A 24667-nucleotide genomic window follows, 5' to 3' on the forward strand; every position below is an offset into this window, starting at 1 on the left:
CGTCATGTCCATTCTGATCGACAAGAACACGAAAGTCCTGACGCAAGGCATGACGGGCAATACCGGCTCGTTCCACACCAGCCAGGCGCTTGACTATTACGGCACCCAGATGGTCGGTGGTATCCACCCCAAGAAGGGCGGCGAGTTGTGGACGGCAGCGAACGGCAAGCAATTGCCGATCTTTGCCTCCGTTGCCGAAGGCAAGGCCAAGACCGGCGCGACCGCCTCGGTCGTCTATGTCCCGCCGGCGGGCGCTGCTGCAGCTATCGAGGAAGCCATCGACGCGGAAATCCCGCTGATCGTCTGCATCACCGAAGGCGTGCCGGTCATGGACATGGTCCGCGTCAAGGCCAAGCTGAAGAACTCCAAGTCGCGCCTCATCGGGCCGAACTGCCCGGGGATCATCACGGCCAACGAGTGCAAGATCGGCATCATGCCGGGCTCCATCTTCAAGAAGGGCTCTGTCGGTATCGTCTCGCGCTCCGGCACGCTGACCTATGAAGCCGTGTTTCAGACCACCAATGCCGGCCTCGGGCAGACCACCGCAGTCGGAATCGGCGGCGACCCGGTCAAGGGCACCGAGTTCATCGACATGCTGGAAATGTTCCTCGCCGATGACGAGACGAAATCGATCATCATGATCGGCGAAATCGGCGGCTCGGCCGAAGAAGAAGCCGCGCAGTTCCTGATCGACGAGGCCAAGCGTGGCCGCAAGAAGCCGATGGCCGGCTTTATCGCGGGCCGTACCGCCCCGAAAGGCCGTACCATGGGCCATGCCGGTGCGATCGTCTCGGGCGGGAAGGGGGATGCGGAATCCAAGATTGCAGCGATGGAAGCTGCGGGAATCCGTGTAAGCCCAAGTCCGGCCCGCCTTGGTACGACGCTGGTCGAAGTGTTAAAGGGTTAGAAGACCCTAGGGTATAGCTTGCAGCCGCGATGCCTGAGGCACGTGGCTGCGGGCGGGGCTCTGCAGCCCGTGACCTGCAGGCGGCATTATCCGCCCCCACATGCGTCCCGGGGGCGGCAGCTCTGGAAGGATGATTTTTCTATGGCAGACGATGGCAGCCCGGTGAACGGTCCCCGCAGCTCCGGCAATTCCGCGATGCTGGAAACAGCGTTCCTGTACGGCGGCTCGGCGCTCTGGATCGAGCAGATGCAGGCCGCCTATGCGAAGGACCCTGCTTCCGTGCCGGAGAGCTGGCGCGCCTTCTTCGCCGATCTCGGCGATGATGCGGCCGCTGCCACCTCCAACGCCAAAGGCGCGAGCTGGAAACGCGATGGCTGGCCGCAGGCGAAAGCCGGCGACGAGGTTGCTGCTTTCGACGGCAACTGGGCGCAGATCGAGACGAAGCTCGAGAAGAAGATCAAGACAGCCAGCCCGGGCGCAGCCCCGGCCGACATCTCGCAGTCGGTGAAGGATTCCATCCGCGCGATCATGATGATCCGCGCCTACCGCATCCGCGGCCACCTCGCCGCCCAGCTCGACCCGCTGCGCCTGTCCGGCTTCGGCGAGCAGCCTGAACTCGACCCCGCCACCTACGGCTTCAAGCCGGAAGACCGCGATCGCCCGATCTTCATCGACAACGTGCTCGGCCTCGAGCGCGCCACCGTCAACGAGATGCTCGAGATCCTGAAGCGGACCTATTGCTCGACCCTCGGCATCGAGTTCATGCACATCTCGGACCCCGCCGAGAAAGCCTGGCTGCAGGAACGCATCGAAGGTCCTGACAAGGGCGTCGCCTTCACCCGCGAAGGCAAGTTCGCGATCCTCCGCAAACTGATCGAAGCGGAAACCTTCGAGCGCTTCCTGCATAAGCGCTTCCCCGGCACGAAACGCTTCGGCCTCGATGGCGGCGAAGCCGCAGTTCCGGCGCTGGAGCAGATTATCAAGCGCGGCGGCGCTCTCGGCGTGAACGAGATCGTTGTCGGCATGCCCCACCGCGGCCGCCTCAACATGCTCGCTGCCGTGATGGGCAAGAGCTATGACAAGATCTTTCACGAGTTCCAGGGCGGCTCAACGCAGGGCGCCGGCACCTTCGGTTCGGGCGATGTGAAATACCACCTCGGGGCTTCGTCTGACCGTGAGTTCGACGGCAACACCGTCCACCTCACCATGAACGCCAACCCCTCGCACCTTGAAGCGGTGAACCCCGTCGTTCTCGGCCGCACCCGCGCCAAGCAGTTCACGGAATCGCGCCAGAAGGGCAAGCTCGACCGCACCACCAAGATGCCGCTCCTGCTGCACGGGGATGCCGCGTTTGCAGGTCAGGGTGTCGTTGCCGAATGCTTCGCCCTCTCGGGCCTGCAGGGCTACCGCACGGGCGGCACGATCCACTTCATCGTCAACAACCAGATCGGTTTCACCACGAGCCCGATGTACTCGCGCTCCTCGCCCTATCCATCGGATGTGGCGCTGGCCGTCCAGGCGCCGATCTTCCACGTCAACGGCGATGACCCGGAAGCGGTCGTCTACGCCGCGAAGGTTGCCACCGAATACCGTCAGAAGTTCAGCAAGGACGTTGTCATCGACATGTTCTGCTATCGCCGCTTCGGTCACAACGAAGGCGACGATCCGACGATGACCCAGCCGGTCATGTACAAGGTCATCCGCGATCTTCCGTCCACGCGCGAGATCTACGGCAAGCGCCTTGTCGCCGAAGGCCTGCTGACGGCCGAACAGGTCGAGGCCCAGGTCAAGGAATTCGAGGACTTTCTCGAAAAGGCCTTCACCGCCGCCAAGGACCTGAAAACCAACAAGGCAGACTGGCTGGAAGGCCACTGGTCGGGCTTCAGCCTGCCGATCGACGATGACCGCCGCGGCAAGACGGGCGTGGCAAAAGCCAAGCTCAAGGAACTCGGCGAGGCGATCACGCGGGTGCCGGAAGGTGTGGATGTCCACAAGACAGTCGACCGCGTTATCGCCCGCCGCCGCGAAAGCTACGAGACCGGCAAGGAAATCGACTGGGGCGGCGCCGAACACCTCGCTTTCGCGAGCCTCCTCGACGAAGGATTCCCCGTGCGCCTCTCCGGCCAGGATTGCGGCCGCGGCACCTTCGTGCAGCGCCACAGCCACCTCGTCGACCAGACGACCGGCGAACGCGTTACGCCGCTGAACCGCATCAGCGACAAGCAGGCGCCGTATGAAGTGATCGACTCGCTCCTCTCCGAAGAAGCGGTGCTCGGCTACGAGTATGGCTATTCGCTTGCCGATCCGAACACGCTGACGCTTTGGGAGGCCCAGTTCGGTGACTTCTGCAACGGCGCGCAGGTCTATTTCGACCAGTTCATTTCGAGCGCCGAGCGCAAATGGCTGCGCATGTCCGGCCTCGTGATGCTGCTGCCGCATGGCTATGAAGGTCAGGGCCCGGAGCATTCCTCGGCCCGCCTTGAGCGCTTCCTGCAGATGTGCGCAGAAGATAACATGCAGGTGTGCAACCTGACGACGCCGTCGAACTATTTCCACGCCCTGCGCCGCCAGATCCACCGCGAGTTCCGCAAGCCGCTGGTGATCATGACGCCGAAGTCGCTGCTGCGCCACAAGCTGGCCACCTCGACCATTGACGACATGAACGCCAAGTCCACCTTCCACCGCATCCTCTGGGACGACGCTGAAACGCCGGGCCGGGAAGGCAAGGTGAAGCTCGTCAAGGACAACAAGATCCGCCGCGTCGTGCTCTGCTCGGGCAAGGTCTATTACGACCTGTTCGAAGCCCGCGAGGCTTCCGGCGCTGACGACATCTACCTCCTGCGCGTCGAGCAGTTCTACCCGGTCCCGCGCAAGTCGCTGGTTACTGAACTGAAGCGCTTCCCGCAGGCCGAGATCGTCTGGTGTCAGGAAGAGCCGCGCAACATGGGCGGCTGGACCTTCATCCGTGACGAGATCGAATGGTGCGCCGCGCAGGCCGGCTACACGCAGCCACGGCCGAAATACTCGGGCCGTCCGCCGAGCGCTGCCACGGCCACCGGCCTCCTGTCGAAACACCAGGCTGAACAGGCCTCGCTCATCAAGATCGCGCTGTCGCCCGATCCGGTCGATGACCGGGTCGTGTCGTCCTGACCTCCTCCAGCAATCCCTCCGGACACTGACCAATGACAGACATTGTTGTACCCACCCTCGGCGAAAGCGTCACGGAAGCCACGGTCGGCCGCTGGTTGAAAGCCAAGGGCGATGCGGTGAAGAAGGACGAAGTGCTGGTCGAGCTTGAAACCGACAAGGTTTCGGTCGAGGTCTCCGCGTCCGAAGACGGTGTCTTGTCTGACATCTCTGTGCCGGAAGGCGAGACGGTCGGCATCGGAGCCCTTCTTGGACGGATCAACGGGGCAGGGGCCGCTGCCGCCAGGCCTGCACCGGCCGCCAAGCCTGCTGCCGCGCCGCTGCCGGCTGCTTCGCCCGCCAAGGCCGAACCCGCACCTGCCGCCACCAGTGGCGGCCTGACGGATGTGAAAGTCCCGGTCATGGGCGAAAGCGTCGCCGAAGGCACGATCGCCTCCTTCTCCAAGAAGGTCGGCGAGAAGGTGAAGAAGGACGAGACCATCGCCGAAATCGAGACCGACAAGGTCGCGCTCGAGGTGCCGTCGCCCGCAGACGGTGTGATCGTCGAACTGCTCGTCGCACCCGGCGCCTCGGTTGCGCCCGGCGCCGTCATCGCCCGCATTGGCAGCTCTGTCGCCGCACCGGTCAAGGCCGCCGCCGAAGCGGCGCCTGCCAAGACCGTCACCGCGCCGGCCGCGCCCGCAGCCACGGGCACGGGTGATCGCCCGGTCGCCCCGTCCGTGCGCCGCATCGCGGCTGAAGCGAATGTGGATGCTTCCAGCATTCCGGGCTCGGGCCGTGATGGCCGCGCCACCAAAGCCGACGCCCTTGCCTATGTGAACCAGCCGAAAGTCCCCTCGATGCCCGATACCCAGGTCCGCCCGCCCCGCGAAACCGGCCCGCGTGAAGAACGTGTACGGATGACGCGCCTGCGTCAGACCATCGCCCGCCGCCTCAAAGAGGCGCAAGACACGGCCGCGATGCTGACCACGTTCAACGATGTCGACATGTCGGCGATAATGGACCTGCGCAAGAAGCACCAGGATGCCTTCGTCGCCCGCCACGGCATCAAGCTCGGCTTCATGAGCTTCTTCGTGAAGGCCGTCACCAGCGCGCTGAAGGAAGTACCGGCCGTCAACGCTGAGATCGACGGCCAGGATGTCATCTACAAGAACTATTATGACATCGGCGTCGCTGTCGGCACCGACAAGGGCCTCGTTGTCCCGGTTGTTCGGGGCGCGGATGAAATGTCCCTCGCCGACATCGAGAAGGAAATCGCGGCCCTGGGCAAGAAGGCCCGCGACGGCCAGCTCACCATCGGCGACCTGCAGGGCGGGACCTTCACGATCTCCAACGGCGGCATCTATGGCTCGCTGATGTCCACGCCGATCCTCAACCCGCCGCAATCCGGCGTGCTCGGCATGCACCGCATCGAAGACCGCCCGATCGTCCGCAACGGCCAGATCGTCATTAAGCCGATGATGTATCTCGCCCTCAGCTACGATCACCGCATCGTCGACGGCAAGGAAGCGGTCACTTTCCTCGTCCGCGTCAAGGACGCGCTGGAAGACCCGGAACGCCTGCTGCTCGAAGTCTAGCGCTTCGCCGCGACCCAGCCGCGCATCATCGCGGCCTGGAAGACCAGGGCAGGCGGGGTGAAGCCCGCCGCCTCGATCAGGCTTTCGAGCTGGGATGGTCCGTGTACGCCGAAGTCGCGGCCGTAGGCGGCCGCCCATCCCCTGCGCCCTTCCTCCGGCACGCCGCCTAGGCGCAAGAGGTCAAGCCAGACGCCCAGCGTTGCGCCGAAGGTGGGCGCCTGCCGGTCGGCGCAGAGATCGAGATTGAACAAATGTCCCCCGGTGTCGAGGCGCGTAGCAATGTCGGCGAAGAAGGCCTGCCGCGCGGGTGCCTCGGTCAGGAAGTGCGAGACGAGCAGGCTGGTTGCCGCATGATGCGCCTCCAGCGGCGCGGCCGATACGTAGTCAGCAATGAATGTGCAGCGATCCGCAAAGCCTTCCGCTTCCGCATGCCGCCGCGCCACCGCCAGCATCGGTGCCGAGGGATCAACGAGCGTGAAGCGCCAGCCCGGAAAGCGCGCCGCCAGATAGCGCGCCTCCGCGCCCGTGCCAGCGCCCGCCATCAGGATGCGTGCGTCCGCCGGCAGGTCAGCGAAATGTGCCTGCACCAGAAGGTGCACGGCATCCTTGACTGGCTGCATCGCGGCAAACTGGGTGTCATAGACTTCCGCGCGGGCGGCATCGAACACGACCGAAAGGGGATTGGGGGCGGCAGACTGGCTCATAGTCGCTCCGTAAAAGTTATAATGTAACATTTATGTAGAGCGGCTTCACCGCGCGCGCAAGGACCCGGCCGCGCGCCGCCGGTGCGGTGTGCGGATCATCCGTAGGCGGAGGGGACCATTCAGTCGGTCAGAGAGTTCAGAGGAACACGCCCTTGACCTGCTGGTCGAGCCAGACGAGCCCGGCCGCCAGCGGCAGGGTAATCGCAAGGCAAAGTACCATCAGGGCGCCTGAACCGGCGTCGACCAACGCAACCAGCGCATTCAGCACGAGCACGTGCACGAAGAAAATCGCCTCGGCAAACTTTGGCGAGACGCGCGGGCCACCTTGCCAGTTGGTCTTCAGCGCCAAGATCAGCAGCGCTGGTGCACCGACAATCACCGTAGCATAGATTTCGAACACATGCATCTTGCCGGCGGCGAGGTAGTTGGCGCTAACCTCCAGGATCAGGAGGACGAGCCCCGACGCGAGAACGCCGAGCGCAAGGTTGCGCGACACCCTTGTCTCGAGCTTCATGGCGGCAATGATGAAGCCGATCGCGAAGAGGGGGAAGCCGAAGAAGATGAAGTTGCGCTGCAGCCAGCCGTTGATGGCATGATAAATTAGGCGGTCTGGCAGGAAACCATAGTTCAGCGCGTACTGGAGCAGGACGCCAAACCCGAAAAGCACCAGCGCGGCCAGCATCATCCACCGGAGGCCGAAGCGCGACATGAAAACGGTCATCAAAGCGGCGCCGCCCACAGCTGCGACATACCAGAGATGGAAGTAGCCAAAGACGAGGTTTTCCGGGATGTCGCCGATGTCGTTCTGCCAGATCGCGTCAAAAAGCCAGAACGGCGAATAGATGGTCATCCAGACGGCATAGAGCCTGGCGATCTTCAGGACCCATGTCCAATGCCGATCGGCCTTGAGCGCCGAGTAGAAATAGTAACCGCTGATCAGGAGGAAAATCGGTACGGCGAGCCGAAAGCTGCCGTTCACCGTGGACAGGCAAGCAAAGACAGCGCCGTCACACACGAAATTCGAGTGGGCAGCCACGACCACAATTGCTGCGAGAATACGTAAGGTATCGATAGACGCGTTTCTGTGGCCCGCGGCGGGGCCGCCGCTAGTCGATTTACCAATCGATTGCGAGAGTTGAACCAAGCCAGCGTCCTCCGACCGGAAGGCTACGGGCAGGGCAGGGATGAGCCTGCTGCTACGAACGTAGTGTTCCGTGTTCCAGGCACGCGGCCCGACAAAAAGGCGGTTGTGTTCTGCGAACCCGTGCCCAACTGTGGAAAGCAAACTTCATGCCGAGGACAAGCAGCCATGACCGACCCGACCTACACGCCCCCGAAAGTCTGGACCTGGGACAAGGGGAGCGGAGGCCGCTTCGCCAACATCAACCGTCCCATCGCGGGACCGACGCACGACAAAGACCTCCCCGTCGGCAAGCACCCGCTCCAGCTCTATTCGCTCGGGACGCCGAACGGCGTGAAGGTCACGATCCTGCTCGAGGAACTCCTCGCCAGGGGCCATGCCGGCGCCGAGTACGATGCCTGGCTGATCAATATCGGTGATGGCTCACAATTCTCGTCGGGCTTCGTCTCGGCCAACCCGAACTCCAAGATCCCGGCGCTGATGGACCATTCCGTCAGCCCGCCGCAGCGCGTCTTCGAGTCCGGCTCGATCCTGCTCTACCTCGCCGAGAAGTTCGGCGAGTTCCTGCCGAAGGATCACGCCAAGCGTACCGAGGCGCTCTCGTGGCTGTTCTGGCAGATGGGCTCGGCGCCCTTCCTCGGTGGCGGCTTCGGCCACTTCTATGCCTACGCGCCGGAGAAGTACGAATACCCGATCAACCGCTATGCGATGGAAGTGAAACGCCAGCTCGATGTGCTCGACCGCCACCTCGCGGAGAACGAATACATGGCCGGCGACGAATACTCGATCGCCGACATGGCCATCTGGCCCTGGTATGGCGCGGTCGTTCTCGGCGTCGTCTATGGCGCGGGCGAGTTCCTGGCCGTGCACGAATACAAGAACGTCCTGCGCTGGACGAAACAGGTCGGCGAACGCCCGGCGGTCAAGCGGGGCCGGATGGTCAACTCGACGTCCGGCAAGCCCGAGAACCAGCTGCGCGAACGCCATGATGCGAGCGACTTCGAAACAAAGACCCAGGACAAGCTCGAAGCCCAGTCGGGGGGCTGAGCCGGGCTGGCCGCGCTGCGGCGACGCACCTCGTTCCTTGCGCCCGGCGCGCCGCCCATATAGGGGGCGGGCGAAAGTTCTGTGAGGCCGCCATGACGACCTATGTTTCCGACCCGCGCCGCAACACGTCGCAGAGTGCGACCAGCATGCCCGAGGTGCGCTACGAGATCGACCGGATCGACCGCCTGCTGGTCGAGATCCTGGCCGAGCGCCAGTCCTTCATGGACGCCGCCGCCCGCATCAAGGGCGACCGGGCCGTCGTGCATGACCGGGCACGGATCGAGGATGTTGTTGCCAAGGTGAAGGCCGAATGCCCCAAGCACGGCCTCTCGCCCGCCATTGCCGAGCCGGTCTGGCGCACGCTGATCGACCGCTGCATCGCCTATGAGTTCGAAAGCTACGACGCGCTGCGCCGTCCCGCCGACGCGAGGTCGTAAGCCGCCCGCGCGGCGGCTTCGAGCGATTCACCGAGCGCGTCCTTGACCTCGCCCAGCAGCACTGCGGCATGCGCCACGCTGGGCGCTTCTGCCCCGCGCCCGGCTTTCTCCGCCCGCTCGCAGGCCGCCGCCAGCTTCAGAGCGCCGATGCCGAGGCTCGCGCCCTTGAGCGTGTGGGCGGCGTCCGACCAGTCCCGCGCGTCGAGCCGCGGGTCCAGAAGGCGCGACCAGAGCTGGGCCTGATGCTGGAAAATCTCGATCACTTCGATGCCGAGCGCCGCATCGCCGCTGGTCATGGCCGCGAGATGGTCAAGGTCCATCACCGGCAGGGAAGGGCGGGGGTCAGTCATCGAGCCGGGGTCTCCTTTGCCCCGAAACCGTCGCCTGAGCCCGTTAGCATCCTGTTAATGATGCGGCTGGCGCAAAAAATTCACGGATTATCGATTGTCGAGAAGGCGCCATTCTGGTAGACGCGGGGTCAAGGCGCATTTTGCCTTGACGCTTCGAACGCCCGGGGACCTGCGCGATGACTGACCTGCTCATCCTGATCCGTAATCTTGTGCTGGCGACGATTCTCGCCTGGCTCGGGCTCGAATTCTCGCCTTCCGCTCCGGAAAAGGACGAGGGTCCCTCCGACAAAGCGCCCGTTCTCGCGCTCCTCGGCTGAGAATTCCTGCAAAGCCTTAACCTGGAGTCGTGCATTCTGCCCTCGCAGCGGCACGCAAGGCGCGTTATACATTGGACATGACAGAAGCTTCTTCCGTGCGCCCATCGGGCCGGGACGACCTTGTGCGTCACCAGGCTTCTCAAAACTTTGAGATGGCGCAGACCGGTGGCGGATGGATGGTAACGACCGCTGTCGTGGTCGCACTACTGTGGATACTCGGGGTTGTTCTCGGCTTTCTGGGCCTCGGCGGGATGGCGCTGGCCGAGCAGGTTTCGCCGCTGATCGTGGCAGCAGGCGGCATCGCGGCGCTGATCCCGGCTTTCCTGATCATCATGGCGGGTTTCATGGGCCGCTCCAGCCGGCGCGCGGCTGCCGCCAACGCGCTGGTTCTCGAAGCGACTTCACGCCTGATGGCGCCGGCGCGCGAGGCGGGCACCGAGGGCATCGCCTTTGCCGAGCAGATGAAGCAGGCCGCCGCCGAAGTCGACCGGTCGATGGCGCATGCGCTGACGGCGATGAAGGCGATGGGCGGCGAGATCGGCGACGAGCGCCTGCGCCTGGAGTCTGTCTCCTACGCAACCTCCGACAATGCGCGCGACCTCGCGACGCGCCTCGCCGCAGAACGCCAGGCGCTGGAAGCGCTGGCCCGCGAACTGCGCAGCCAGATCAGCACGATGAGCGAAGCGATACCGCGCCAGGCTCAGATGATGGTTTCCGCCGCGCGTCAGGCGAGCGACGAGGTTGGCCGCGCTGATACGGCCCTCGAAAATCGTCTCAACTCGATGGCGCGGGCCGGCGATGATCTCTCGCGCCGCCTTGAGGCCCTCGACGGGCTCGCCCGCGAGGCCGCGACGCGGACCGAAGCGCTGACCTTTTCGATCACGCGCATCGAGGACAAGCTGGAACAATCGCGCCGCACGGTGGACGCCGCTGTGCGCGCCAGCGAAGTGGCCGCCGCAGCTGCGGCGACGACCGGCGATGCTCTGAAGGGCGCCGTTGCTTCCGCCCTCGACGGCGCGCGCCAGGCGAATGCGGAGATCAATTCGGCGACCCGCGGCGCCGCCGAGGAAGCTGCGCGCGCGCTGGCCCGCCTGCGCGAAGCGGGCGAACAGGCTGCCTATGCACTGCGCACCGCCAGCTATGCCGCGCGCATCGAAGGCGAAAACCTCGAGCGTCAGACCGGCATCAAGATTTCAGAACCGCCGCCGACCCTGTCTGCCCCGCCTGTGCGCCAGAGCCTTGCTGCGCCACAAGCTCCGTATACCAACGGTCACGCCGCCAATGGCCGCGCGCCGAACGGCCATGCCAGCGGCCACACGAATGGCCATGCGCCGCAAACCTATTCCAACGGCAATGGCGGCCTGCAGGCGCGGGCCTCGATGGACGACGATCTGTTCGACGCCAGCGCTGATGCCGTGATCGCCGCCAGCCTGGCACCCGAACCGCCGCCGCTGGTGCTGGGACGCGACGTGACATCGCGCGACGGCGAGCCGTTGATGCTGCGCCGGCGCCATGACGATTCCCAGGCGCCGCCCGAATTGCCGCGCCGCCGCGCCAGCGACCAGCTCCCTGGCCAGCATGGCAATGGTTCGGCGCTGCGCGACATCATCTCCGACATCTCGCGCGAGGAGTCCGGCCGGGCGCCGGACGACCGGGAGCAGATCGCCGAGTCCCTCGTCTCGCGGCTGCAAACCTCCGGCATCCCGCTGGGCGATGTGTTCCGCCCGCGCTCGAAAAAGCGGATCGCGGCAGCGAGCCTCAAAGGCGACGCCGCCCGCCGCGACGCCGTGCGCGAACAGTCGGGCAAGGAAGTCGAACGCGTCTCGCATCGCCTGCGCGGCGACACGAAGCTGATGGACATGGCGCGCCAGTTTGCGGCGATGGAACAGGCCGATGCGCTGGCCGCGCTGGAGCAGACGCAGAGCACCAGCCGGAACGCCAGTGCCCGCCTGGCGGCGTTCCTGTTGGTGGACGCAGCGCTTTAGATCAGAACAAGTCGTGCAGTTGCCTGATCGGATAACCGCGAATTTGCCGGCGATCGATTTCGAGGCGACAGAAGCGTTCTACACCAAGCTCGGCTTCGAGACCGTGTTCGCGGATTCCGGTTGGATGATCCTCGCGCGCGGACCGCTCGAGATAGAGTTGTTTCCCTATCCGGATCTGGACCCCTCCCAGTCATCATTCAGTGCTTGCGTGCGGGTGGCCGATCTGGACGGCCTCTATACGGATTGGCTGGCCGCGGGATTGCCGGGCGCCGGCATTCCGAGAATGACACCGCCAAAACTCGAACCTTTCGGGCTGCGGATGTTTGCTCTCGTGGACCTCAACGGTAGCCTTTTGCGCTGTATCGAGGAGCCGCCGGACTAGACCCCGACGATCTCGCTGTCAGTGGCTTCGTCCTTGATCCATTTGATGAAGGCGCGCACGTCCGGGGAGAGGTGGCGGCCCTTGGGCCAGACGAGCCAGTAGCCGAAATCGATCGGGATGGAGCCATTGGCGAAAGGCGCCGCGAGCCGGCCCGCCGCGATGTCGTTGGCGGCGATGGCTTGCTTGGCGAGGGCGACACCGCGGCCGGCAGCTGCGGATTCGATGACAAGGATACCCTGGTTGAAGCGTGGTCCCTTGGTGCCATCGACGCCGGAGACACCATGGGCGCGCAGCCAGCTGGCCCAGTCGGGACAGGAGGGGTCGTTCTCCGAGCTTTCATCATGCAGCAGCGTGTGGTGCTTCAGGTCTTCGGGCCGCCGGATCGCGTCAGGGCCTTCGAGGAGGCGCGGCGAGCAAACCGGCAGGACGGTCTCGTCCAGCAGCTTCTCGGATTTCAGGCCGTCATAAATGCCCCGCCCATAGCGGATCGCGAGGTCCGCGTCGGCGGTGTTGAAATCGGTCAGCGACATGTCGGCCGAGATCCAGGCTTCGGTGCCCTCATGGACCCGGTGAAATTTCTCGAGCCGCGGGGCGAGCCACTTGGCCGCGAAGGACGGCGCGCAGGAGACCATCACGCGGCCCTTGCGGGCCGGGGCCTGCATAATGCGGCCGGCTTCGGAAATGCGCTCGAACGCCTCGCGCACGAGGGGGAGGGAGGCCTGGGCTGCATCGGTCAGCAGAACGGAACGGCCTGTACGCTTGAACAGCGGGGTGCCCGCGAAGTCTTCCAGCTGCCTGATCTGCTGCGAAATCGCCCCTGGCGTGACGTTCAGTTCTTCGGCGGCCTGGGTAAACGACAGGCGCCGCGCAGCGGCTTCGAAGGCGCGCAGGGCGTTCAGCGGGGGAATACGGTCTGGCGTATCGGACATGGATAGTTTCTCTAAATGATAGACTTAGGGGTTGCCCGTTGCTGCGGGGGCGTCAAGGAGGTTTTGTGCATCTGTCCCTCCAGAACCGCTAAACAAGAGAGTTGCGCCCCAATGCGCCAGTTTCCGGCATTCTTTAACCTCGACGACGCGCGCGTCGTGGTGTTCGGAGACGGCGAAGAGGCCGCGCGCAAGCTGCGCTTGCTGGTCTCGTCGCCGGCGGAGTTGGTGCTGGTCGGCGGATTCGCCGATGCGGCGCTGGCGGCGGAGTTTCTGGGCCGTGTGACGGTCGTTGAACGGAGCGCGCGGGTCGCGGCGCTCGCGCACGCCCGGCTTGCCATTATTGCGGAGACGGACGAGACGCATCGTTCCGAGGCGCTCACCGCCGCGCGCGCGCGGGGCGTTCCGGTGAACGTGGTAGACCAGCCGGAAGACTGTGATTTTACCGTGCCGTCGATCCTCGACCGGGGCGAGATTGTTGCCGCCATAGGTTCAGGCGGGGCGGCGCCCGTGTTGGCGAAGGCCGTGCGCGCGAAGCTGGAGCCGCTGCTGCCGAGCCGGATCGGCGAACTCGCCGCGCTGGCGCGAAGCCTGCGGGTTTTTGTGACCGAGGCGATTCCCGACAAGGGCGCGCGGCGCCGCTACTGGGAGCGGGCGCTGACCGGGCCGGCGGCAGAGGCCGCCTATGCGGGCGATCTGGACAAGGCAGAGGCACTCCTGAAATCGGCAGCGCTGGCGACGGGCCGCGCGGCGGGTGTCGTGCACATTGTCGGGGCGGGGCCGGGCGATCCGGAACTGTTGACGCTGAAGGCACTGCGCGTGCTGCAGGAAGCCGATGTGGTGTATTATGACCGGCTGGTCAGCCCGGAAATCCTGGGCCTGATCCGGCGCGACGCGGCGCGCGTGCCGGTAGGCAAATCCAAGGGCGACCATTCTGTTGCGCAGACGGAGATTCATGTGCGCCTGGTGGCTTCGGCACGTGAGGGCCTGCGCGTTGTACGGCTGAAGGGCGGGGATCCCTTCATTTTCGGGCGCGGCGGCGAAGAACTGGAGGCCGTGCAGGCGGAAGGGATTGCCGTGCATGTAGTGCCGGGCATTTCGTCCGCCCTCGGTTGTGCGGCTTCGGCGGGCATTCCGCTGACCCACCGCGACCATGCGCAGACCCTGACCTTCGTGACCGGACACGCCAGGGCCGGCGGCGTGCCGGACCTCGACTGGGCGGCGCTCGCGCGGCCGGCGCAGACGGTTGTGGTGTTCATGGGTGTCGATACAGCGCCAGTGATTGCCGAGCGGCTGATTGCGGCGGGCCGCGATGGGCGCACGCCGATCGCCGTGATCGAGAACGGCACCCGCGCCGATGAAGTGCGCGTCTATGGCGAACTCGCTGAGCTGCCCTTCCTGATCGAGGAAGAAGGCATTCGCGGCCCGGCGCTGCTGATTATCGGCGAGGTGGCAGGACTGCCGCTGTCGGCCGTTCAGATCAGCCAGTACCTGCCGCCCGAATTTTCCGGCCCATCGCGCTTCGAAACACTGGCCCTTGAGGAGTAGACACAGATGACATCCGTACGCCCGAAGCTGAAACCCGAAACGCCGAAGGCTGTGACCGGCTGGAGCACGGCGACCGGCCGATCGCTGTGGCTTGCCGTAGATGGTTCGTGGACGGAGGATGCTTCGCGCCTCGGCGTCTTCGCGGGCGATGAGGCCGAGGCGCGCCTTGCGGCGTCGCTGAAGCAGGAAGGGATCGTCACCGACCCCTATTTCATGGAAGTGACCGCCGATGGCCGGATCACGGGACGCGAGAGCCTGCGCGAGACGATGCGCGCCCAGCCCGTACTCGCCTATGGCGGCGCGGCATGATCCGAGTTTTCGGAGACAGTATCTCGGGCAACTGCCTGAAGGTGAAATGGGTCGCCGAGCGGCTTGGCCTCGCCCATGAGTGGATCGAGATCGATATTCTCAAAGGCGAGACGCGCACCGACGCGTTCCTGGCGCTGAACCCGTTCGGTCAGGTGCCTGTGGTGCAGTTTGATGACGGGCGCACGCTGTCGCAGTCGAACGCGATCATCCTGCATTTCGCCGAAGGATCGGATCTCGTGCCGGCGGACGCTTTCGAGCGCGCCAAGATGCTGGAATGGATGTTCTGGGAGCAGTATTCGCACGAGCCGACGATTGCCGTGCGCCGGTTCCAGAAGCACTATCTGAAGAAGTCCGACGACGCGATCGATGCTGACCTGATGGCCAAGGGCCGGCGCGCGCTCGGCCGCATGGAGATGGCATTGATCTCGAGCGATTTCATCGCCGGCGGCGCGGCGATCTCGCTCGCTGACATTGCACTGCTCGCGTATACGCGCATGGCGCATGAGGGCGGATTTGACCTCGTGGATTTCCCGGCCGTGCATGCCTGGGTCGCGCGGTGCGAGCTTGAGCTTGGCCTGCCACACCTGCATGAGGTGACCCATGTATAGATATGACCAGTTTGACGCGCGCCTTGTGGCAGAGCGGGTGGCACAGTTTCGCGGGCAAGTGGCGCGGCGCCTCGCCGGCACGCTGACCGAGGACGAGTTCAAGCCGCTGCGGCTTCAGAACGGCGTGTATCTGCAGCTGCATGCCTACATGCTGCGCATCGCGATTCCCTATGGCCAGCTTTCGCCGGCGCAGTTGCGGCGACTTGCCGAGATCGCGCGCGACTATGACCGTGGCTTCGGTCACTTCACGACGCGGCAGAACATCCAGTTCAACTGGGTGGCATTGAAGGACATTCCGGATGTGCTGGCGAAGCTTGCGGAAGTCGAGATGCATGCAGTCCAGACATCCGGCAACTGTATCCGAAACACCACCACGGATCATTTTGCGGGCGCTGCACAGGACGAACTGCTCGATCCGCGCGCCTGGTGCGAGATCATCCGGCAATGGAGCACGTTCCATCCGGAATTCGCCTTCCTGCCGCGCAAGTTCAAGATTGCCGTCACGGCGGCGGAGCATGACCGCGCGGCGATCCGCGTGCATGATGTGGGCCTGCACATCCGGCAGAAGGATGGCGTGACGGGCTTCGAAGTCTGGGTCGGCGGCGGGCAGGGGCGCACGCCTGTGATTGCAACACTGGTCAATCCATTCGTCCCGGAGGCGCAGATACTCGATTATCTCGAGGCGATCATGCGCGTCTACAACCGCTTTGGACGGCGCGACAACAAGTACAAGGCGCGCATCAAGATCCTCGTGACGGAGCTGGGGGAGGCAGAATACATCCGCCAGGTCGAGGCGGAGTTTGCAGCCCAGCGCGACGCCGAGAAGATCAACCTGCCGAAGGCTGAAGTGGACCGCATCCATGCCTATTTCGCGCCGCCGGCGCTTGCAGCCAAGTCTGAAAGTTCGAAGCTTTTCGAGGCGGCGAAAGTCGCTGACCCCGCCTTCGCGCGCTGGACGCGGACGAACCTGCATCCGCACAAGGTGGCGGGCTATACGTCCGTCACCGTCAGCCTGAAGCCGCTGGGCGTCGCGCCAGGAGATGCGACCGACAGCCAGATGGAAGTTGTCGCAGGCCTTTCTGAAAAGTACGGGTACGGAGATATCCGCGTCAGCCATGCGCAGAACCTGATCCTGCCGCACATCGCCCTGGATGACGTGCCGGACGTCTACAAGGCGCTGGATGCCGCCGGGCTCGGTGCAGCCAACGAGAGCCGGATCACGGACATGATCGTCTGCCCGGGGCTCGACTTCTGCAACCTCGCCAATGCGCGCTCGATTCCGGTGGCGCTGGAAGTGCAGAAAGTGTTTGCGGACCCGGCCTACGAAGAAGACATCGGCAAGCTGCACATCAACGTGTCCGGGTGCATCAACGCCTGCGGCCACCACCATGTCGGCCATATCGGCATCCTCGGCGTCGACAAGAAGGGCGAGGAATTCTACCAGATCCTTCTCGGCGGACGCGCCGACGAGAAGGCCGCGCTCGGTGAAATCGTCGGCCCCGGCCTGAAGGCCGAGGACGTGCCGGGCGCCATTCACCGCGTCGTCGAGTTCTACCGCGCGCAGCGCACCTCGCCGGCGGAGAAGTTCATCGACACGCTGGAGCGCCTCGGCCACCAGCCTTTCCAGGATGCCCTCTATGCCGCTGGTTAAGGCAGGCGCCGAAGTCGCCAATGACTGGATCTTCGTGCCGGATGGCGCGGTGCTGCCCGGGACCGGGCAGACGAGCGTGTCGCTGGCCCGTTTCCTGGCTCTCAAACAGGGGCAGGAGAACGGCCCGCTGCCGGACGGCGTACGCCTGGGTCCGGCCGATGATCCGGCCGAACTGGAGCCGTACCTGCCGGAACTGAAGCTGATCGAGGTAGATTTCCCCCGCTATACCGACGGGCGCGGGTTCAGCCAGGCCCAGCTGCTTCGCCGCCGCTACCAGTATTGCGGGGAACTGAGAGCCGTCGGCCACGTGCTGCGCGATCAGATATTCTACATGCACCGTTCAGGGTTCGATGCTTACGAAACCCGCAGGGCCACCGTATCTGAGGTGCTGGAAGCGCTTGCCGAGTTCACTGAGGCCTACCAGCCCGCAGCCGACGGCCCGGGAGCCGCCTTCCGAAAGAGAACCGGAGCCTGAGGCCCATGCCTTTCGAGAGCCTGATTGAAGCCCCCGCGACCGATCCCGCGGTGCGCCTTGCCAGGCTCAACGGCGAGTTGCGCCAGGCTTCGGCACAGACGATCCTGCGCGCCGCCATCGTGCGCGAATGGGCTGGCGACCTCACCTATGTTTCAAGCTTCGGCGCCGAGAGCGCGGTGATGCTGGCACTGATCGCCGATGTCGACCCTTCGCTGCCGATCCAGTTCATAGATACCGGCATGCATTTCCCGCAGACGCTGGACTACCGCGACGAGCTCATCGCGCGCCTCGGCCTGACCGGCGTCCGCACCCTGGTCCCGGATGCAGAGGCGCGCCGCACCGAAGACCCGAAATCGATGCTGTGGAAATCCAATCCGGACGCCTGCTGCGATCTGCGTAAGGTGCGCCCGCTGGAGCCTGCGCTGAACGGCTATTCGGCATGGATCACGGGCCGCAAGCGCTTCCATGGCGGCGCCCGCATGAGCCTGCCGGTGTTTGAATATGCTGCCGGCCGTTACAAGGTGAACCCGCTGGCCGGCTGGAATCAGGACGATGTGGACCTGTTCCTCGAGCAGCGTGATCTGCCGCGCCATCCGCTGGTGGCGCAGGGTTATCCCTCGATCGGCTGCTGGCCGTGCACACAGCCCGCAGATGACCCCGACAATCCACGCGCCGGCCGCTGGGCGGGCCAGGAGAAGACCGAGTGCGGCCTGCACGTCGAGCGCAACGAGCGTCCGCGGGTTTTCTGATTTATCCGTAGGCGGATTTGCGTGGGACCTCGTTCCTGATTTCCTCTGCCTCCACGCGCAAGAGGACATCTAGACGCGTGAATTGAACACATGACTGAGCGCCAGCGCCGCAGCGGTTGCCACATTCACGCTGTCGAAACCCTGCGTCATCGGGATGCGGACCGGACGAGCGCGGGCGATGAGCGGGGCGGGCAGGCCCGGGCCTTCGGCGCCCATCACCAGGGCTAAACGCGCAGGCACAGCGAGAGCGGACAGGGGCTCGGCATCCTCCCTTGGGGTAAGTGCCCAGACTTCGTGGCCGGCGGCCTCGGCAGCTTCGATCAGTCCGGCGCCGGTGCCGCCATGAGCGAAGGGCAGCCAGAGCGCGGCGCCGGAGGAGACGCGGATCGCCTTGCGGTAAAGCGGGTCGCAGGATTCTGAATCCAGAAGCACACCAGTCGCGCCGAAAGCGGCAGCGTTGCGGAAGCAGGCGCCGACATTGTCATGGTTGGAGAGACCGGCGAGGAGCAGCGCAGTCGAGTAACCGTCCGCGGGCAGAACATCTTTCGGGGCGAGGGGCGGGCCTTTCAGTCCGCAGGCGAGCACGCCCCGGTGCATCGCAAAGCCCGCGACCGCATCCATCACGCCTTGCGGTGCGACATAGATGGGCACGTCATCCGGCACGCGCCCCAGAAGGGACGTCAGAGGCGCCGTCCGCGTCTCGCAGAGGAACAGGCTTTCCACCGCAAAACGCCCGCGCATCAGCAGCGTCTCGAGCGTCACTTTGCCTTCCACGATGAAGCGCGCGCCATGCCCGCTCGTCAGGTCACGCTCGCGGATGCCTGCATACGCGGCGACGCGGGGATCATCAGCGGCGGTGACTTGAAAAACGGGCATGAGGTTTCCCATGCCCGTTTCAGGTATCCGCTTCAATCGGCGCGGATCAATTGACCAGCAGGCCGATCACGACGTCAGTGATCAGGCCGGTCGCAACATCTGCGAGGTAGACGTCGTCTTCAACAAGGACCCAGCGATAGCCGCGTGGTGCAGGGCGCAAGTGGTAGCGATCCCAGTCACTGAAATAGACCTCGCGGTATTCCAGTGGAAGGTATTCGCCCTTGCCCCAGATTTTCCTGGCATGACCTGGCGGAACCTTACCCTGCTTGGCGAGGCCGGGCGGCAGGTCCTGGCCGCGTGCCGGAGGATCGGCATAAGCGGCCAGTCCCGCGCCCAAAGCGCCGGCGAGGAGAAGTGTCAGTTTGCGAACCGGCATGTTTGCCTCCTGGTGTTTGCAGGCACCAACGCGGGCTGCCGGCCAGGGTTCCTTCAATCGCCCACCGGCAGGCCTTGCTCCTTGGCAAGACGCTTCATCGTCTTCTGCAGCTTCTCAAAGGCGCGCACTTCGATCTGGCGAATGCGTTCGCGGCTGACGCCGTACTGATCCGACAGTTCTTCAAGCGTCTTCGGCTCGTCGATCAGGCGGCGCTCCGTCAGGATGTGACGTTCGCGCTCCGAGAGGTCTTCCATCGAACGGGTCAGCAGTTCCATGCGGCTGTCGAGTTCCTGGCGGTTGGCGAAGGTCTCGGCGGTGCCGGGCTCGTCATCGGCGAGCCAATCCTGCCATTCCATGTCGCCGTCGGTGCCCATCGGCACGTTCAGCGACGCGTCCGAGCCGCTCATGCGCCCGTTCATCGAATAAACTTCGTCTTCCGTGACGTTCAGCTTCTCGGCGATCAGGCGGGCCTGTTCGGGCTTGAGGTCGCCTTCATCCAGGGCCTGCATCTCGCCTTTCAGGCGGCGCAGGTTGAAGAACAGCTTCTTCTGGGCAGCGGTGGTGCCAAGCTTCACAAGGCTCCACGAACGCAGGATGTATTCCTGGATCGCGGCCCGGATCCACCACATCGCGTAGGTGGCGAGGCGGAAGCCCTTCTCGGGGTCGAATTTCTTGACGGCCTGCATCAGGCCGACATTGCCCTCAGAGATCACCTCGGCCATCGGCAGGCCGTAGCCGCGATAGCCCATGGCAATCTTCGCCACGAGGCGCAGGTGGGAGGTGACCATCTTTTCGGCGGCCTCGGTGTCTTCATGGTCGCGCCATTGGCGCGCCAGCATGAACTCCTCGTTCTTTTCCAGCATCGGGAACTTACGGATCTCGCTGAGGTACCTGCTGAGTCCCTGTTCCGGACTAAGGGCCATGGAGCCTGGTTTTGTCGGCGTGTTCGCCATTGTTCTTCCTCCTGTGAAGGGCGGGTCCCGTTTTCGGCGGCCCACCTCTGATCCTGGATTTCCCCGGCACCTTAGTCCTGCCTGGCAGCAACGTCGCCGCCGGAGAGACGCAATTCACTCATTGCATCCGTGCATAAATAGGAATTGGGGCAAGGGTGTGGAAGAGGGCCCGGCAACGCTATTTGCGGCCGGTCAGCTCTCTGTGAGGCTGCGCCTCTCTTCAGCCATGTAGGAAGCCGAGCGCATCTCGAAAAGGCGGCTGGCTGTGCGCTGGAATTCGAAGGCGCCGTCGCCGTCCGGGTAGAGGCGATCTGGCTCGGCGCCAGCGCTGGCGACGAGTTTCACGCGGGCCTCGTAGAGGGCGTCGATCAGGCTGACGAAGCGGGCGGCCTCGTTGCGCCGGTCGGGCGTGAGGAGGGGGATGCCTTCCAGGATAACCGTATGGAAGGTGGCCGCAATCGTCAGGTAGTCGATGGAGCCGAGCGGGCGGGCGCAGAGTTCCTCGAAGGTAAAGCGAGCAACGCCGGCAGCCTCGCGGGACACCTCCAGCTTGCGGCCCTTGACGGTGAGGACGCAGTGCTGCGGTTCGGCGCCGAGGGTGAGGCGCGTCCAGGCAAGGTCAAGCGCGGCGCTGCTGCCCGCGCCGAGCGGCGCATACCAGACCGGTGCCTCGACAAGCCGGTCCAGCCGGTAGTCGCGCGCGCTGACGAGTTCGAACACGTCGCAGCGTTCCTTGAGGCGCTGGATGAAGGGCAGGAAGAGGCCCCGGTTGATGCCGTCCTTGTACAGATCATCCGGATGCCGGTTCGAGGTGGCCACTACGGTGACGCCGTTCGCGAAGATTGCGTCGAAAAGGCGCGCAAGGATCATCGCGTCGGCGATCTGGGTAACCTGGAACTCGTCAAAGCAGAGGAGGCGCGCCTCGCTCGCTACCTGCCTGGCCACCGGCGCGATGGGATCGTCGCCCGCGCCGCTGACGCGCCAGGGCGAGCGCTTGCGGTCAGCTTCGCCCATCTTGCGCCAGACATCGAGGCGCTCCTGCACCTCGGCCATGAATTCGTGGAAGTGGACGCGCCGCTTGGGCGAGACTTTCGCCTCGGCGAAGAATAGGTCCATCAGCATCGACTTGCCGCGCCCGACGCCGCCCCAGAGATAGAGGCCGCGAGGTGCATCCGGCGCCTTGCCGAAGAAAGTGCGCTTGGGGGGATGGGCAAGGGTCAGCGCCAGTTCGTCCAGACGGTTGGCGGCTTCGGCCTGCGCCGCGTCCTCGGTCAGGGTGCCGCTGGCAACGCGTTCGTTGTACCGTGTCCGCACTCCCCCCATCGGCGCCTCAGCCGAACCGCTGGGCCGCTTGCGCGACGAATTCGCTGAAGGTTTCCGGGCGCACGAGCAGGGTGGCGATGACGCCGGCAACGGCGCCGCCAAGGTGCGCTTCGTGGCCGATGACGCGGTCGGCGCGCATCGAGAAGGCATAGCTGAGGCCGACATAGAGGATGCCGAACACGATGCCCCACATGGGAATCACGAAGAACGCGAGCAGGATGGCGAACGGCTCGAACAGGCAGAAGGCCAGCACCATGCCGGAAAGGGCACCCGAGGCGCCGGCGGCGCGGTATTCCGGCGCGTTCTGATTGTGCAGGTAGGCCCAGAGGCTGCCGCCCAGAAGTGAGGCGAAATACACGATGGCGAAGCCTACGCCGCCAAGCACGTGTTCGCAGATCGGGCCGAAAAGCCAGAGGCCGTACATGTTCAGCAGGAGGTGCGGGCTGTTGACGTGCAGGAAGCCGGACGACAGCGCACGGTACCATTCGCCGTTGTTCCGCATAGGGCGGATCCAAAGCACATTCTGCTGCATGAAACGGGGGTTCTGGAACGCGATCAGGCTGGCGATCACGTTCAGTACCAGAAGGCCCAGCGTCACGGGCGAAGCGATGAGGCTGTCCATAAGGGTTACCTTGGCGGGATGGGCCGGAAACGACAAGCCGCCCGGAAGCATTCTTCCGGGCGGCTTAGCAATCAGGGATGGCTTGTCGCAAGCCTTGCGGGTCAGGCGGCGCGGGCCGAGCGGCCAGCCGGGGCGGCGACACCGGCGGCCGGCATCAGTTCCATGAAGAAGTCTTCGAAGGATTCCGGACGCTGGATGAAGCGGTTGAAGGGGAGGTTCGCCTTGAACACGGCATGGGGGTGGATGTTGGCGCCGCAGCGGGCGGCCGAGGCGACCGCCTGGTCGCGGTTTTCCATCGAGGAGACGACGGCGATCCGGTATTTGCCCATGTTGGCGACGCGGGCAATGGTCATATCGGCGTCCATCGAGTCTGGCAGGCCGAGGTCGAGCACGACAAGGTCGAAGCGCTCCAGGCGCAGGCGCATCTCTGCAGCCATCAGGGTTGGCGCCATCACGAGGTCAACCTGAACGCGTGCGCGCGCAGCCTTGTCGGCCGCAATCGCCAGCATATCGCGCACCGGCTCATGATCCTCAACCCACAGAACTTTCATCTACATCTACCTTCGAACAGGGACACTGGCGGAGGGGCAGAAGCGTTAAGCCGGGCCCCGTGATGGGTTCACCATGCCACGGGCGTCTTGCGCCTTGGTAAATCGAAACTTTCTGAAACATTTAAAATGGCCCCAATCGCACTTTTTTTGGGGCACCCCCGGCGATGCCCCGTCCTCCCTTTGCAGGCGGGATACGCGGCCCTATGCTGACCGCGTTGCGCAATAAGGCCCGCGGCGGGCTCTGCGAGAGGCCCATGACCGACGATACTGTCACCCCAGTTGCCAAAACCCGGTCCCTGGCCGCCTTCCTCACAGCCGAGGAGCGGTCGGACGCGCATATCGTGGATGTGCTGATCGAGGAGCGCTGCCCGAAGCTGCGCGCCAGCCCGGCCTGGCCGGCGGCACGGCCGATCCTTTATTCTCTGCTGGGTTACGCCAAGGCACGGGCGATGGCGGACGAACTGGTGCAGCTGACGGGCCGCGAATCGTTTGACCGGTTATCGCAGCAGCTCGCCTTCGACATGAGTATCAGCGGCCTCGACCGACTCCCGGAAAAGGGCCGCTGCATCATTGCGGCGAACCACCCGACCGGCCTTGCCGACGGGGTCGCCGTCTGGGACCTCCTGAAGAAAAAGCGGGAAGACATCATCTTCTTCGCCAATGCTGACGCGATCCGGGTGAACCCGCGCTTCGAGGACGTGATCATTCCGGTGGAATGGGTCGTCGCCAAACGGTCTCCGGCCAAGGCCCGTGAAACCCTGAAGCGAGCCGCCGATGCCTTCGCCCAGGAAAAATGCGTCGTGATCTTTCCATCGGGGCGGCTTGCCCGGAAGGTGGACGGACGGATGGAGGAGAAGGACTGGTTCCCGACCGTTGTAGGTCTTGCCCGCAAGCAGGCTGCGCCAGTCATTCCCCTTAACCTCGACGCCCGCAATTCTGCCCTTTACTATCTGTTCTGTGACCTCTCTAACGAGCTGCGCGACATCACTCTGTTCCATGAACTTCTGAACAAGCGCGGCGCGAAGATCCGGATGACCTTCGGCGAGCCGATCGATCCCGATGCCCTCCAGGGCGAGCCACAGTCAGTGACCGACCGGCTGAAGCAGCACGTTTCCTACGCGCTTCTGGAGAATGCAGACGCCCGCTTCGGCGCCTGACAGGCGAGGGGCGCTTGCGGGGTGGTCCAATGCGCCCTAGACGCCCGCGCCATGATCGAGATTGTCCCTGAAAACCCTGCGCAACACGCCGATGCGATTGAAGACCTCTTCGACCGCACCTTCGGCCCCGGACACTTTGCGAAAACCGCAGAGCGCCTGCGCGAGTATTCAGCCTCGCTGCCGCATATCAACCGCGTGGCGGTGGAAGATGGCCGGGTGATCGGCGTGTGCCGGGTTTGGCCGCTGGTGGTGGGCGAGGCGCGCCGCCCGGCGCTGTTCTACGGCCCGGTCGCCGTGGACCCGGCCTACCGGGGCAATTTTCTCAGCCTGCGCATCACTGAAGCCGCACTCGAAGCGGGCAAAGCGGCGGGCTGGCCTGCAGCTGTGCTGATCGGCGCGTTCAGCCTGTTCGGCAAGGCAGGCTTCACGGTGACGCCGAAGAACCGCCTCACCTTTCCCGGCCCGCAGGACCAGGGCCGCGTGATGGTGCGCGACCTCGCGGGTGACGCGTCCGAACTCGAAGGTCTCGTCACAGCGCCCTGAGCGCGC

26 protein-coding genes are annotated in these 24667 nt (G+C 64.7%); 16 read left to right on the top strand and 10 right to left on the bottom strand.

Annotated features, from left to right (window positions below; translation table 11 throughout):
* Nucleotides 1-4 precede the first annotated feature (4 nt).
* The 3 genes from sucD (at nt 5) to odhB (ending at nt 5631) form a co-directional block, all read left to right on the top strand.
* Nucleotides 5-907, top strand: coding sequence for a succinate--CoA ligase subunit alpha (sucD, locus tag Q0C17_RS10145; RefSeq protein WP_291205330.1), 903 nt, complete (start codon nt 5-7; stop codon nt 905-907).
* A gap of 141 nt (nt 908-1048) precedes the next feature.
* Nucleotides 1049-4057: a 2-oxoglutarate dehydrogenase E1 component gene (locus Q0C17_RS10150; protein ID WP_291205333.1), complete on the top strand. Its 3009-nt coding sequence runs from the start codon at nt 1049-1051 to the stop codon at nt 4055-4057.
* 32 nt (nt 4058-4089) lie between these two features.
* On the top strand, nt 4090-5631 hold the full coding sequence (odhB, locus tag Q0C17_RS10155; RefSeq protein ID WP_291205336.1) for a 2-oxoglutarate dehydrogenase complex dihydrolipoyllysine-residue succinyltransferase: 1542 nt from the start codon (nt 4090-4092) through the stop codon (nt 5629-5631).
* Here odhB and Q0C17_RS10160 read toward each other — a convergent pair.
* Both Q0C17_RS10160 and Q0C17_RS10165 read right to left on the bottom strand, forming a co-directional pair.
* The gene (locus Q0C17_RS10160; RefSeq protein WP_291205339.1) at nt 5628-6335 is read right to left on the bottom strand and encodes a class I SAM-dependent methyltransferase; all 708 of its coding nucleotides are present in this window, start codon (nt 6333-6335) and stop codon (nt 5628-5630) included. The two genes, odhB and Q0C17_RS10160, sit on opposite strands and share 4 nt — an antisense overlap.
* Before the next feature lie 136 nt (nt 6336-6471).
* Nucleotides 6472-7620, bottom strand: coding sequence for an acyltransferase (locus Q0C17_RS10165; RefSeq protein WP_366914802.1), 1149 nt, complete (start codon nt 7618-7620; stop codon nt 6472-6474).
* Nucleotides 7621-7644: 24 nt separating this feature from the next.
* Between Q0C17_RS10165 and yghU the strand changes: the two genes are divergently transcribed.
* Both yghU and Q0C17_RS10175 read left to right on the top strand, forming a co-directional pair.
* Nucleotides 7645-8523 carry a glutathione-dependent disulfide-bond oxidoreductase gene (gene yghU / locus Q0C17_RS10170; RefSeq protein ID WP_291205346.1) on the top strand — a complete coding sequence of 293 codons (879 nt, stop codon included), beginning with the start codon at nt 7645-7647 and terminating at the stop codon, nt 8521-8523.
* A gap of 92 nt (nt 8524-8615) precedes the next feature.
* Entirely contained in the window at nt 8616-8960 is a 345-nt protein-coding gene (locus tag Q0C17_RS10175) for a chorismate mutase (RefSeq protein WP_291205349.1), read from the top strand.
* On the opposite strand, the gene Q0C17_RS10180 is transcribed toward Q0C17_RS10175, so the two are convergent.
* Entirely contained in the window at nt 8921-9310 is a 390-nt protein-coding gene (locus Q0C17_RS10180) for an Hpt domain-containing protein (RefSeq protein WP_291205352.1), read from the bottom strand. The genes Q0C17_RS10175 and Q0C17_RS10180 overlap by 40 nt on opposite strands.
* A 176-nt stretch (nt 9311-9486) precedes the next feature.
* Here Q0C17_RS10180 and Q0C17_RS10185 point away from each other — a divergent pair, with 176 nt between their 5' ends.
* The 3 genes from Q0C17_RS10185 to Q0C17_RS10195 all read left to right on the top strand — a co-directional run bounded on the left by Q0C17_RS10185 (nt 9487) and on the right by Q0C17_RS10195 (nt 11994).
* Nucleotides 9487-9627 carry a hypothetical protein gene (locus tag Q0C17_RS10185; protein ID WP_291205355.1) on the top strand — a complete coding sequence of 47 codons (141 nt, stop codon included), beginning with the start codon at nt 9487-9489 and terminating at the stop codon, nt 9625-9627.
* Between the two features lie 77 nt (nt 9628-9704).
* On the top strand, nt 9705-11612 hold the full coding sequence (locus Q0C17_RS10190) for a hypothetical protein (RefSeq protein WP_291205358.1): 1908 nt from the start codon (nt 9705-9707) through the stop codon (nt 11610-11612).
* A gap of 19 nt (nt 11613-11631) precedes the next feature.
* A complete protein-coding gene (locus Q0C17_RS10195) occupies nt 11632-11994 on the top strand; it encodes a bleomycin resistance protein (protein ID WP_291205454.1) in 363 nt (120 codons plus the stop codon).
* On the opposite strand, the gene gcvA is transcribed toward Q0C17_RS10195, so the two are convergent.
* Entirely contained in the window at nt 11991-12923 is a 933-nt protein-coding gene (gene gcvA / locus Q0C17_RS10200; RefSeq protein WP_291205360.1) for a transcriptional regulator GcvA, read from the bottom strand. The genes Q0C17_RS10195 and gcvA overlap by 4 nt on opposite strands.
* A gap of 111 nt (nt 12924-13034) precedes the next feature.
* Between gcvA and cysG the strand changes: the two genes are divergently transcribed.
* The 6 genes from cysG to Q0C17_RS10230 are packed head-to-tail and all read left to right on the top strand — an operon-like array spanning nt 13035 to nt 18260.
* Nucleotides 13035-14468 carry a siroheme synthase CysG gene (cysG, locus tag Q0C17_RS10205; RefSeq protein WP_291205363.1) on the top strand — a complete coding sequence of 478 codons (1434 nt, stop codon included), beginning with the start codon at nt 13035-13037 and terminating at the stop codon, nt 14466-14468.
* Nucleotides 14469-14474: 6 nt separating this feature from the next.
* Nucleotides 14475-14777 carry a DUF2849 domain-containing protein gene (locus tag Q0C17_RS10210; protein ID WP_291205366.1) on the top strand — a complete coding sequence of 101 codons (303 nt, stop codon included), beginning with the start codon at nt 14475-14477 and terminating at the stop codon, nt 14775-14777.
* Nucleotides 14774-15385, top strand: coding sequence for a glutathione S-transferase family protein (locus Q0C17_RS10215; protein ID WP_291205369.1), 612 nt, complete (start codon nt 14774-14776; stop codon nt 15383-15385). The genes Q0C17_RS10210 and Q0C17_RS10215 overlap by 4 nt, the downstream gene beginning before the upstream one ends.
* Nucleotides 15378-17036: a nitrite/sulfite reductase gene (locus Q0C17_RS10220; RefSeq protein WP_291205372.1), complete on the top strand. Its 1659-nt coding sequence runs from the start codon at nt 15378-15380 to the stop codon at nt 17034-17036. Before Q0C17_RS10215 ends, Q0C17_RS10220 begins: the two co-directional genes overlap by 8 nt.
* Nucleotides 17023-17511 carry a DUF934 domain-containing protein gene (locus Q0C17_RS10225; protein WP_291205375.1) on the top strand — a complete coding sequence of 163 codons (489 nt, stop codon included), beginning with the start codon at nt 17023-17025 and terminating at the stop codon, nt 17509-17511. The genes Q0C17_RS10220 and Q0C17_RS10225 overlap by 14 nt, the downstream gene beginning before the upstream one ends.
* A gap of 5 nt (nt 17512-17516) precedes the next feature.
* A complete protein-coding gene (locus tag Q0C17_RS10230) occupies nt 17517-18260 on the top strand; it encodes a phosphoadenylyl-sulfate reductase (RefSeq protein WP_291205378.1) in 744 nt (247 codons plus the stop codon).
* 69 nt (nt 18261-18329) lie between these two features.
* Here Q0C17_RS10230 and Q0C17_RS10235 read toward each other — a convergent pair whose 3' ends face one another.
* The 6 genes from Q0C17_RS10235 to Q0C17_RS10260 all read right to left on the bottom strand — a co-directional run bounded on the left by Q0C17_RS10235 (nt 18330) and on the right by Q0C17_RS10260 (nt 22961).
* Nucleotides 18330-19136, bottom strand: a complete 807-nt coding sequence (locus tag Q0C17_RS10235) for an RNA methyltransferase (RefSeq protein WP_291205380.1) — start codon at nt 19134-19136, stop codon at nt 18330-18332.
* Between the two features lie 46 nt (nt 19137-19182).
* A complete protein-coding gene (locus tag Q0C17_RS10240; protein ID WP_291205384.1) occupies nt 19183-19512 on the bottom strand; it encodes an RcnB family protein in 330 nt (109 codons plus the stop codon).
* Nucleotides 19513-19565: 53 nt separating this feature from the next.
* The gene (gene rpoH / locus Q0C17_RS10245) at nt 19566-20465 is read right to left on the bottom strand and encodes an RNA polymerase sigma factor RpoH (protein WP_291205387.1); all 900 of its coding nucleotides are present in this window, start codon (nt 20463-20465) and stop codon (nt 19566-19568) included.
* Nucleotides 20466-20657: 192 nt separating this feature from the next.
* Nucleotides 20658-21788: a cell division protein ZapE gene (gene zapE / locus Q0C17_RS10250; protein ID WP_291205390.1), complete on the bottom strand. Its 1131-nt coding sequence runs from the start codon at nt 21786-21788 to the stop codon at nt 20658-20660.
* 7 nt (nt 21789-21795) lie between these two features.
* The gene (locus tag Q0C17_RS10255; protein WP_291205393.1) at nt 21796-22410 is read right to left on the bottom strand and encodes a rhomboid family intramembrane serine protease; all 615 of its coding nucleotides are present in this window, start codon (nt 22408-22410) and stop codon (nt 21796-21798) included.
* Between the two features lie 101 nt (nt 22411-22511).
* The gene (locus Q0C17_RS10260; protein ID WP_291205397.1) at nt 22512-22961 is read right to left on the bottom strand and encodes a response regulator; all 450 of its coding nucleotides are present in this window, start codon (nt 22959-22961) and stop codon (nt 22512-22514) included.
* Between the two features lie 254 nt (nt 22962-23215).
* Here Q0C17_RS10260 and Q0C17_RS10265 point away from each other — a divergent pair, with 254 nt between their 5' ends.
* A complete protein-coding gene (locus Q0C17_RS10265; protein WP_291205400.1) occupies nt 23216-24118 on the top strand; it encodes a 1-acyl-sn-glycerol-3-phosphate acyltransferase in 903 nt (300 codons plus the stop codon).
* 51 nt (nt 24119-24169) lie between these two features.
* Nucleotides 24170-24661, top strand: a complete 492-nt coding sequence (locus Q0C17_RS10270; protein ID WP_291205403.1) for an N-acetyltransferase — start codon at nt 24170-24172, stop codon at nt 24659-24661.
* The last annotated feature ends 6 nt before the right edge of the window (nt 24662-24667 follow it).

The sequence above is a fragment of the Hyphomonas sp. genome, from assembly GCF_022844445.1.
Classification (GTDB): Bacteria; Pseudomonadota; Alphaproteobacteria; order Caulobacterales; family Hyphomonadaceae; genus Hyphomonas.

What these genes read in the sequence shown, in the direction of transcription:
- Q0C17_RS10265 (WP_291205400.1), top strand. Translation starts at nt 23,216, where the DNA reads ATGACCGACGATACTGTCACCCCAGTTGCCAAAACCCGGTCCCTGGCC.
- Q0C17_RS10185 (WP_291205355.1), top strand. Translation starts at nt 9,487, where the DNA reads ATGACTGACCTGCTCATCCTGATCCGTAATCTTGTGCTGGCGACGATT.
- cysG (WP_291205363.1), top strand. Translation starts at nt 13,035, where the DNA reads ATGCGCCAGTTTCCGGCATTCTTTAACCTCGACGACGCGCGCGTCGTG.
- Q0C17_RS10180 (WP_291205352.1), bottom strand. Translation starts at nt 9,310, where the DNA reads ATGACTGACCCCCGCCCTTCCCTGCCGGTGATGGACCTTGACCATCTC.
- Q0C17_RS10175 (WP_291205349.1), top strand. Translation starts at nt 8,616, where the DNA reads ATGACGACCTATGTTTCCGACCCGCGCCGCAACACGTCGCAGAGTGCG.
- Q0C17_RS10220 (WP_291205372.1), top strand. Translation starts at nt 15,378, where the DNA reads ATGTATAGATATGACCAGTTTGACGCGCGCCTTGTGGCAGAGCGGGTG.
- odhB (WP_291205336.1), top strand. Translation starts at nt 4,090, where the DNA reads ATGACAGACATTGTTGTACCCACCCTCGGCGAAAGCGTCACGGAAGCC.
- gcvA (WP_291205360.1), bottom strand. Translation starts at nt 12,923, where the DNA reads ATGTCCGATACGCCAGACCGTATTCCCCCGCTGAACGCCCTGCGCGCC.
- Q0C17_RS10270 (WP_291205403.1), top strand. Translation starts at nt 24,170, where the DNA reads ATGATCGAGATTGTCCCTGAAAACCCTGCGCAACACGCCGATGCGATT.
- Q0C17_RS10225 (WP_291205375.1), top strand. Translation starts at nt 17,023, where the DNA reads ATGCCGCTGGTTAAGGCAGGCGCCGAAGTCGCCAATGACTGGATCTTC.
- Q0C17_RS10160 (WP_291205339.1), bottom strand. Translation starts at nt 6,335, where the DNA reads ATGAGCCAGTCTGCCGCCCCCAATCCCCTTTCGGTCGTGTTCGATGCC.
- Q0C17_RS10255 (WP_291205393.1), bottom strand. Translation starts at nt 22,410, where the DNA reads ATGGACAGCCTCATCGCTTCGCCCGTGACGCTGGGCCTTCTGGTACTG.
- Q0C17_RS10210 (WP_291205366.1), top strand. Translation starts at nt 14,475, where the DNA reads ATGACATCCGTACGCCCGAAGCTGAAACCCGAAACGCCGAAGGCTGTG.
- sucD (WP_291205330.1), top strand. Translation starts at nt 5, where the DNA reads ATGTCCATTCTGATCGACAAGAACACGAAAGTCCTGACGCAAGGCATG.
- Q0C17_RS10150 (WP_291205333.1), top strand. Translation starts at nt 1,049, where the DNA reads ATGGCAGACGATGGCAGCCCGGTGAACGGTCCCCGCAGCTCCGGCAAT.
- Q0C17_RS10230 (WP_291205378.1), top strand. Translation starts at nt 17,517, where the DNA reads ATGCCTTTCGAGAGCCTGATTGAAGCCCCCGCGACCGATCCCGCGGTG.
- rpoH (WP_291205387.1), bottom strand. Translation starts at nt 20,465, where the DNA reads ATGGCGAACACGCCGACAAAACCAGGCTCCATGGCCCTTAGTCCGGAA.
- Q0C17_RS10190 (WP_291205358.1), top strand. Translation starts at nt 9,705, where the DNA reads ATGACAGAAGCTTCTTCCGTGCGCCCATCGGGCCGGGACGACCTTGTG.
- Q0C17_RS10260 (WP_291205397.1), bottom strand. Translation starts at nt 22,961, where the DNA reads ATGAAAGTTCTGTGGGTTGAGGATCATGAGCCGGTGCGCGATATGCTG.
- Q0C17_RS10235 (WP_291205380.1), bottom strand. Translation starts at nt 19,136, where the DNA reads ATGCCCGTTTTTCAAGTCACCGCCGCTGATGATCCCCGCGTCGCCGCG.
- Q0C17_RS10215 (WP_291205369.1), top strand. Translation starts at nt 14,774, where the DNA reads ATGATCCGAGTTTTCGGAGACAGTATCTCGGGCAACTGCCTGAAGGTG.
- Q0C17_RS10240 (WP_291205384.1), bottom strand. Translation starts at nt 19,512, where the DNA reads ATGCCGGTTCGCAAACTGACACTTCTCCTCGCCGGCGCTTTGGGCGCG.
- zapE (WP_291205390.1), bottom strand. Translation starts at nt 21,788, where the DNA reads ATGGGGGGAGTGCGGACACGGTACAACGAACGCGTTGCCAGCGGCACC.
- yghU (WP_291205346.1), top strand. Translation starts at nt 7,645, where the DNA reads ATGACCGACCCGACCTACACGCCCCCGAAAGTCTGGACCTGGGACAAG.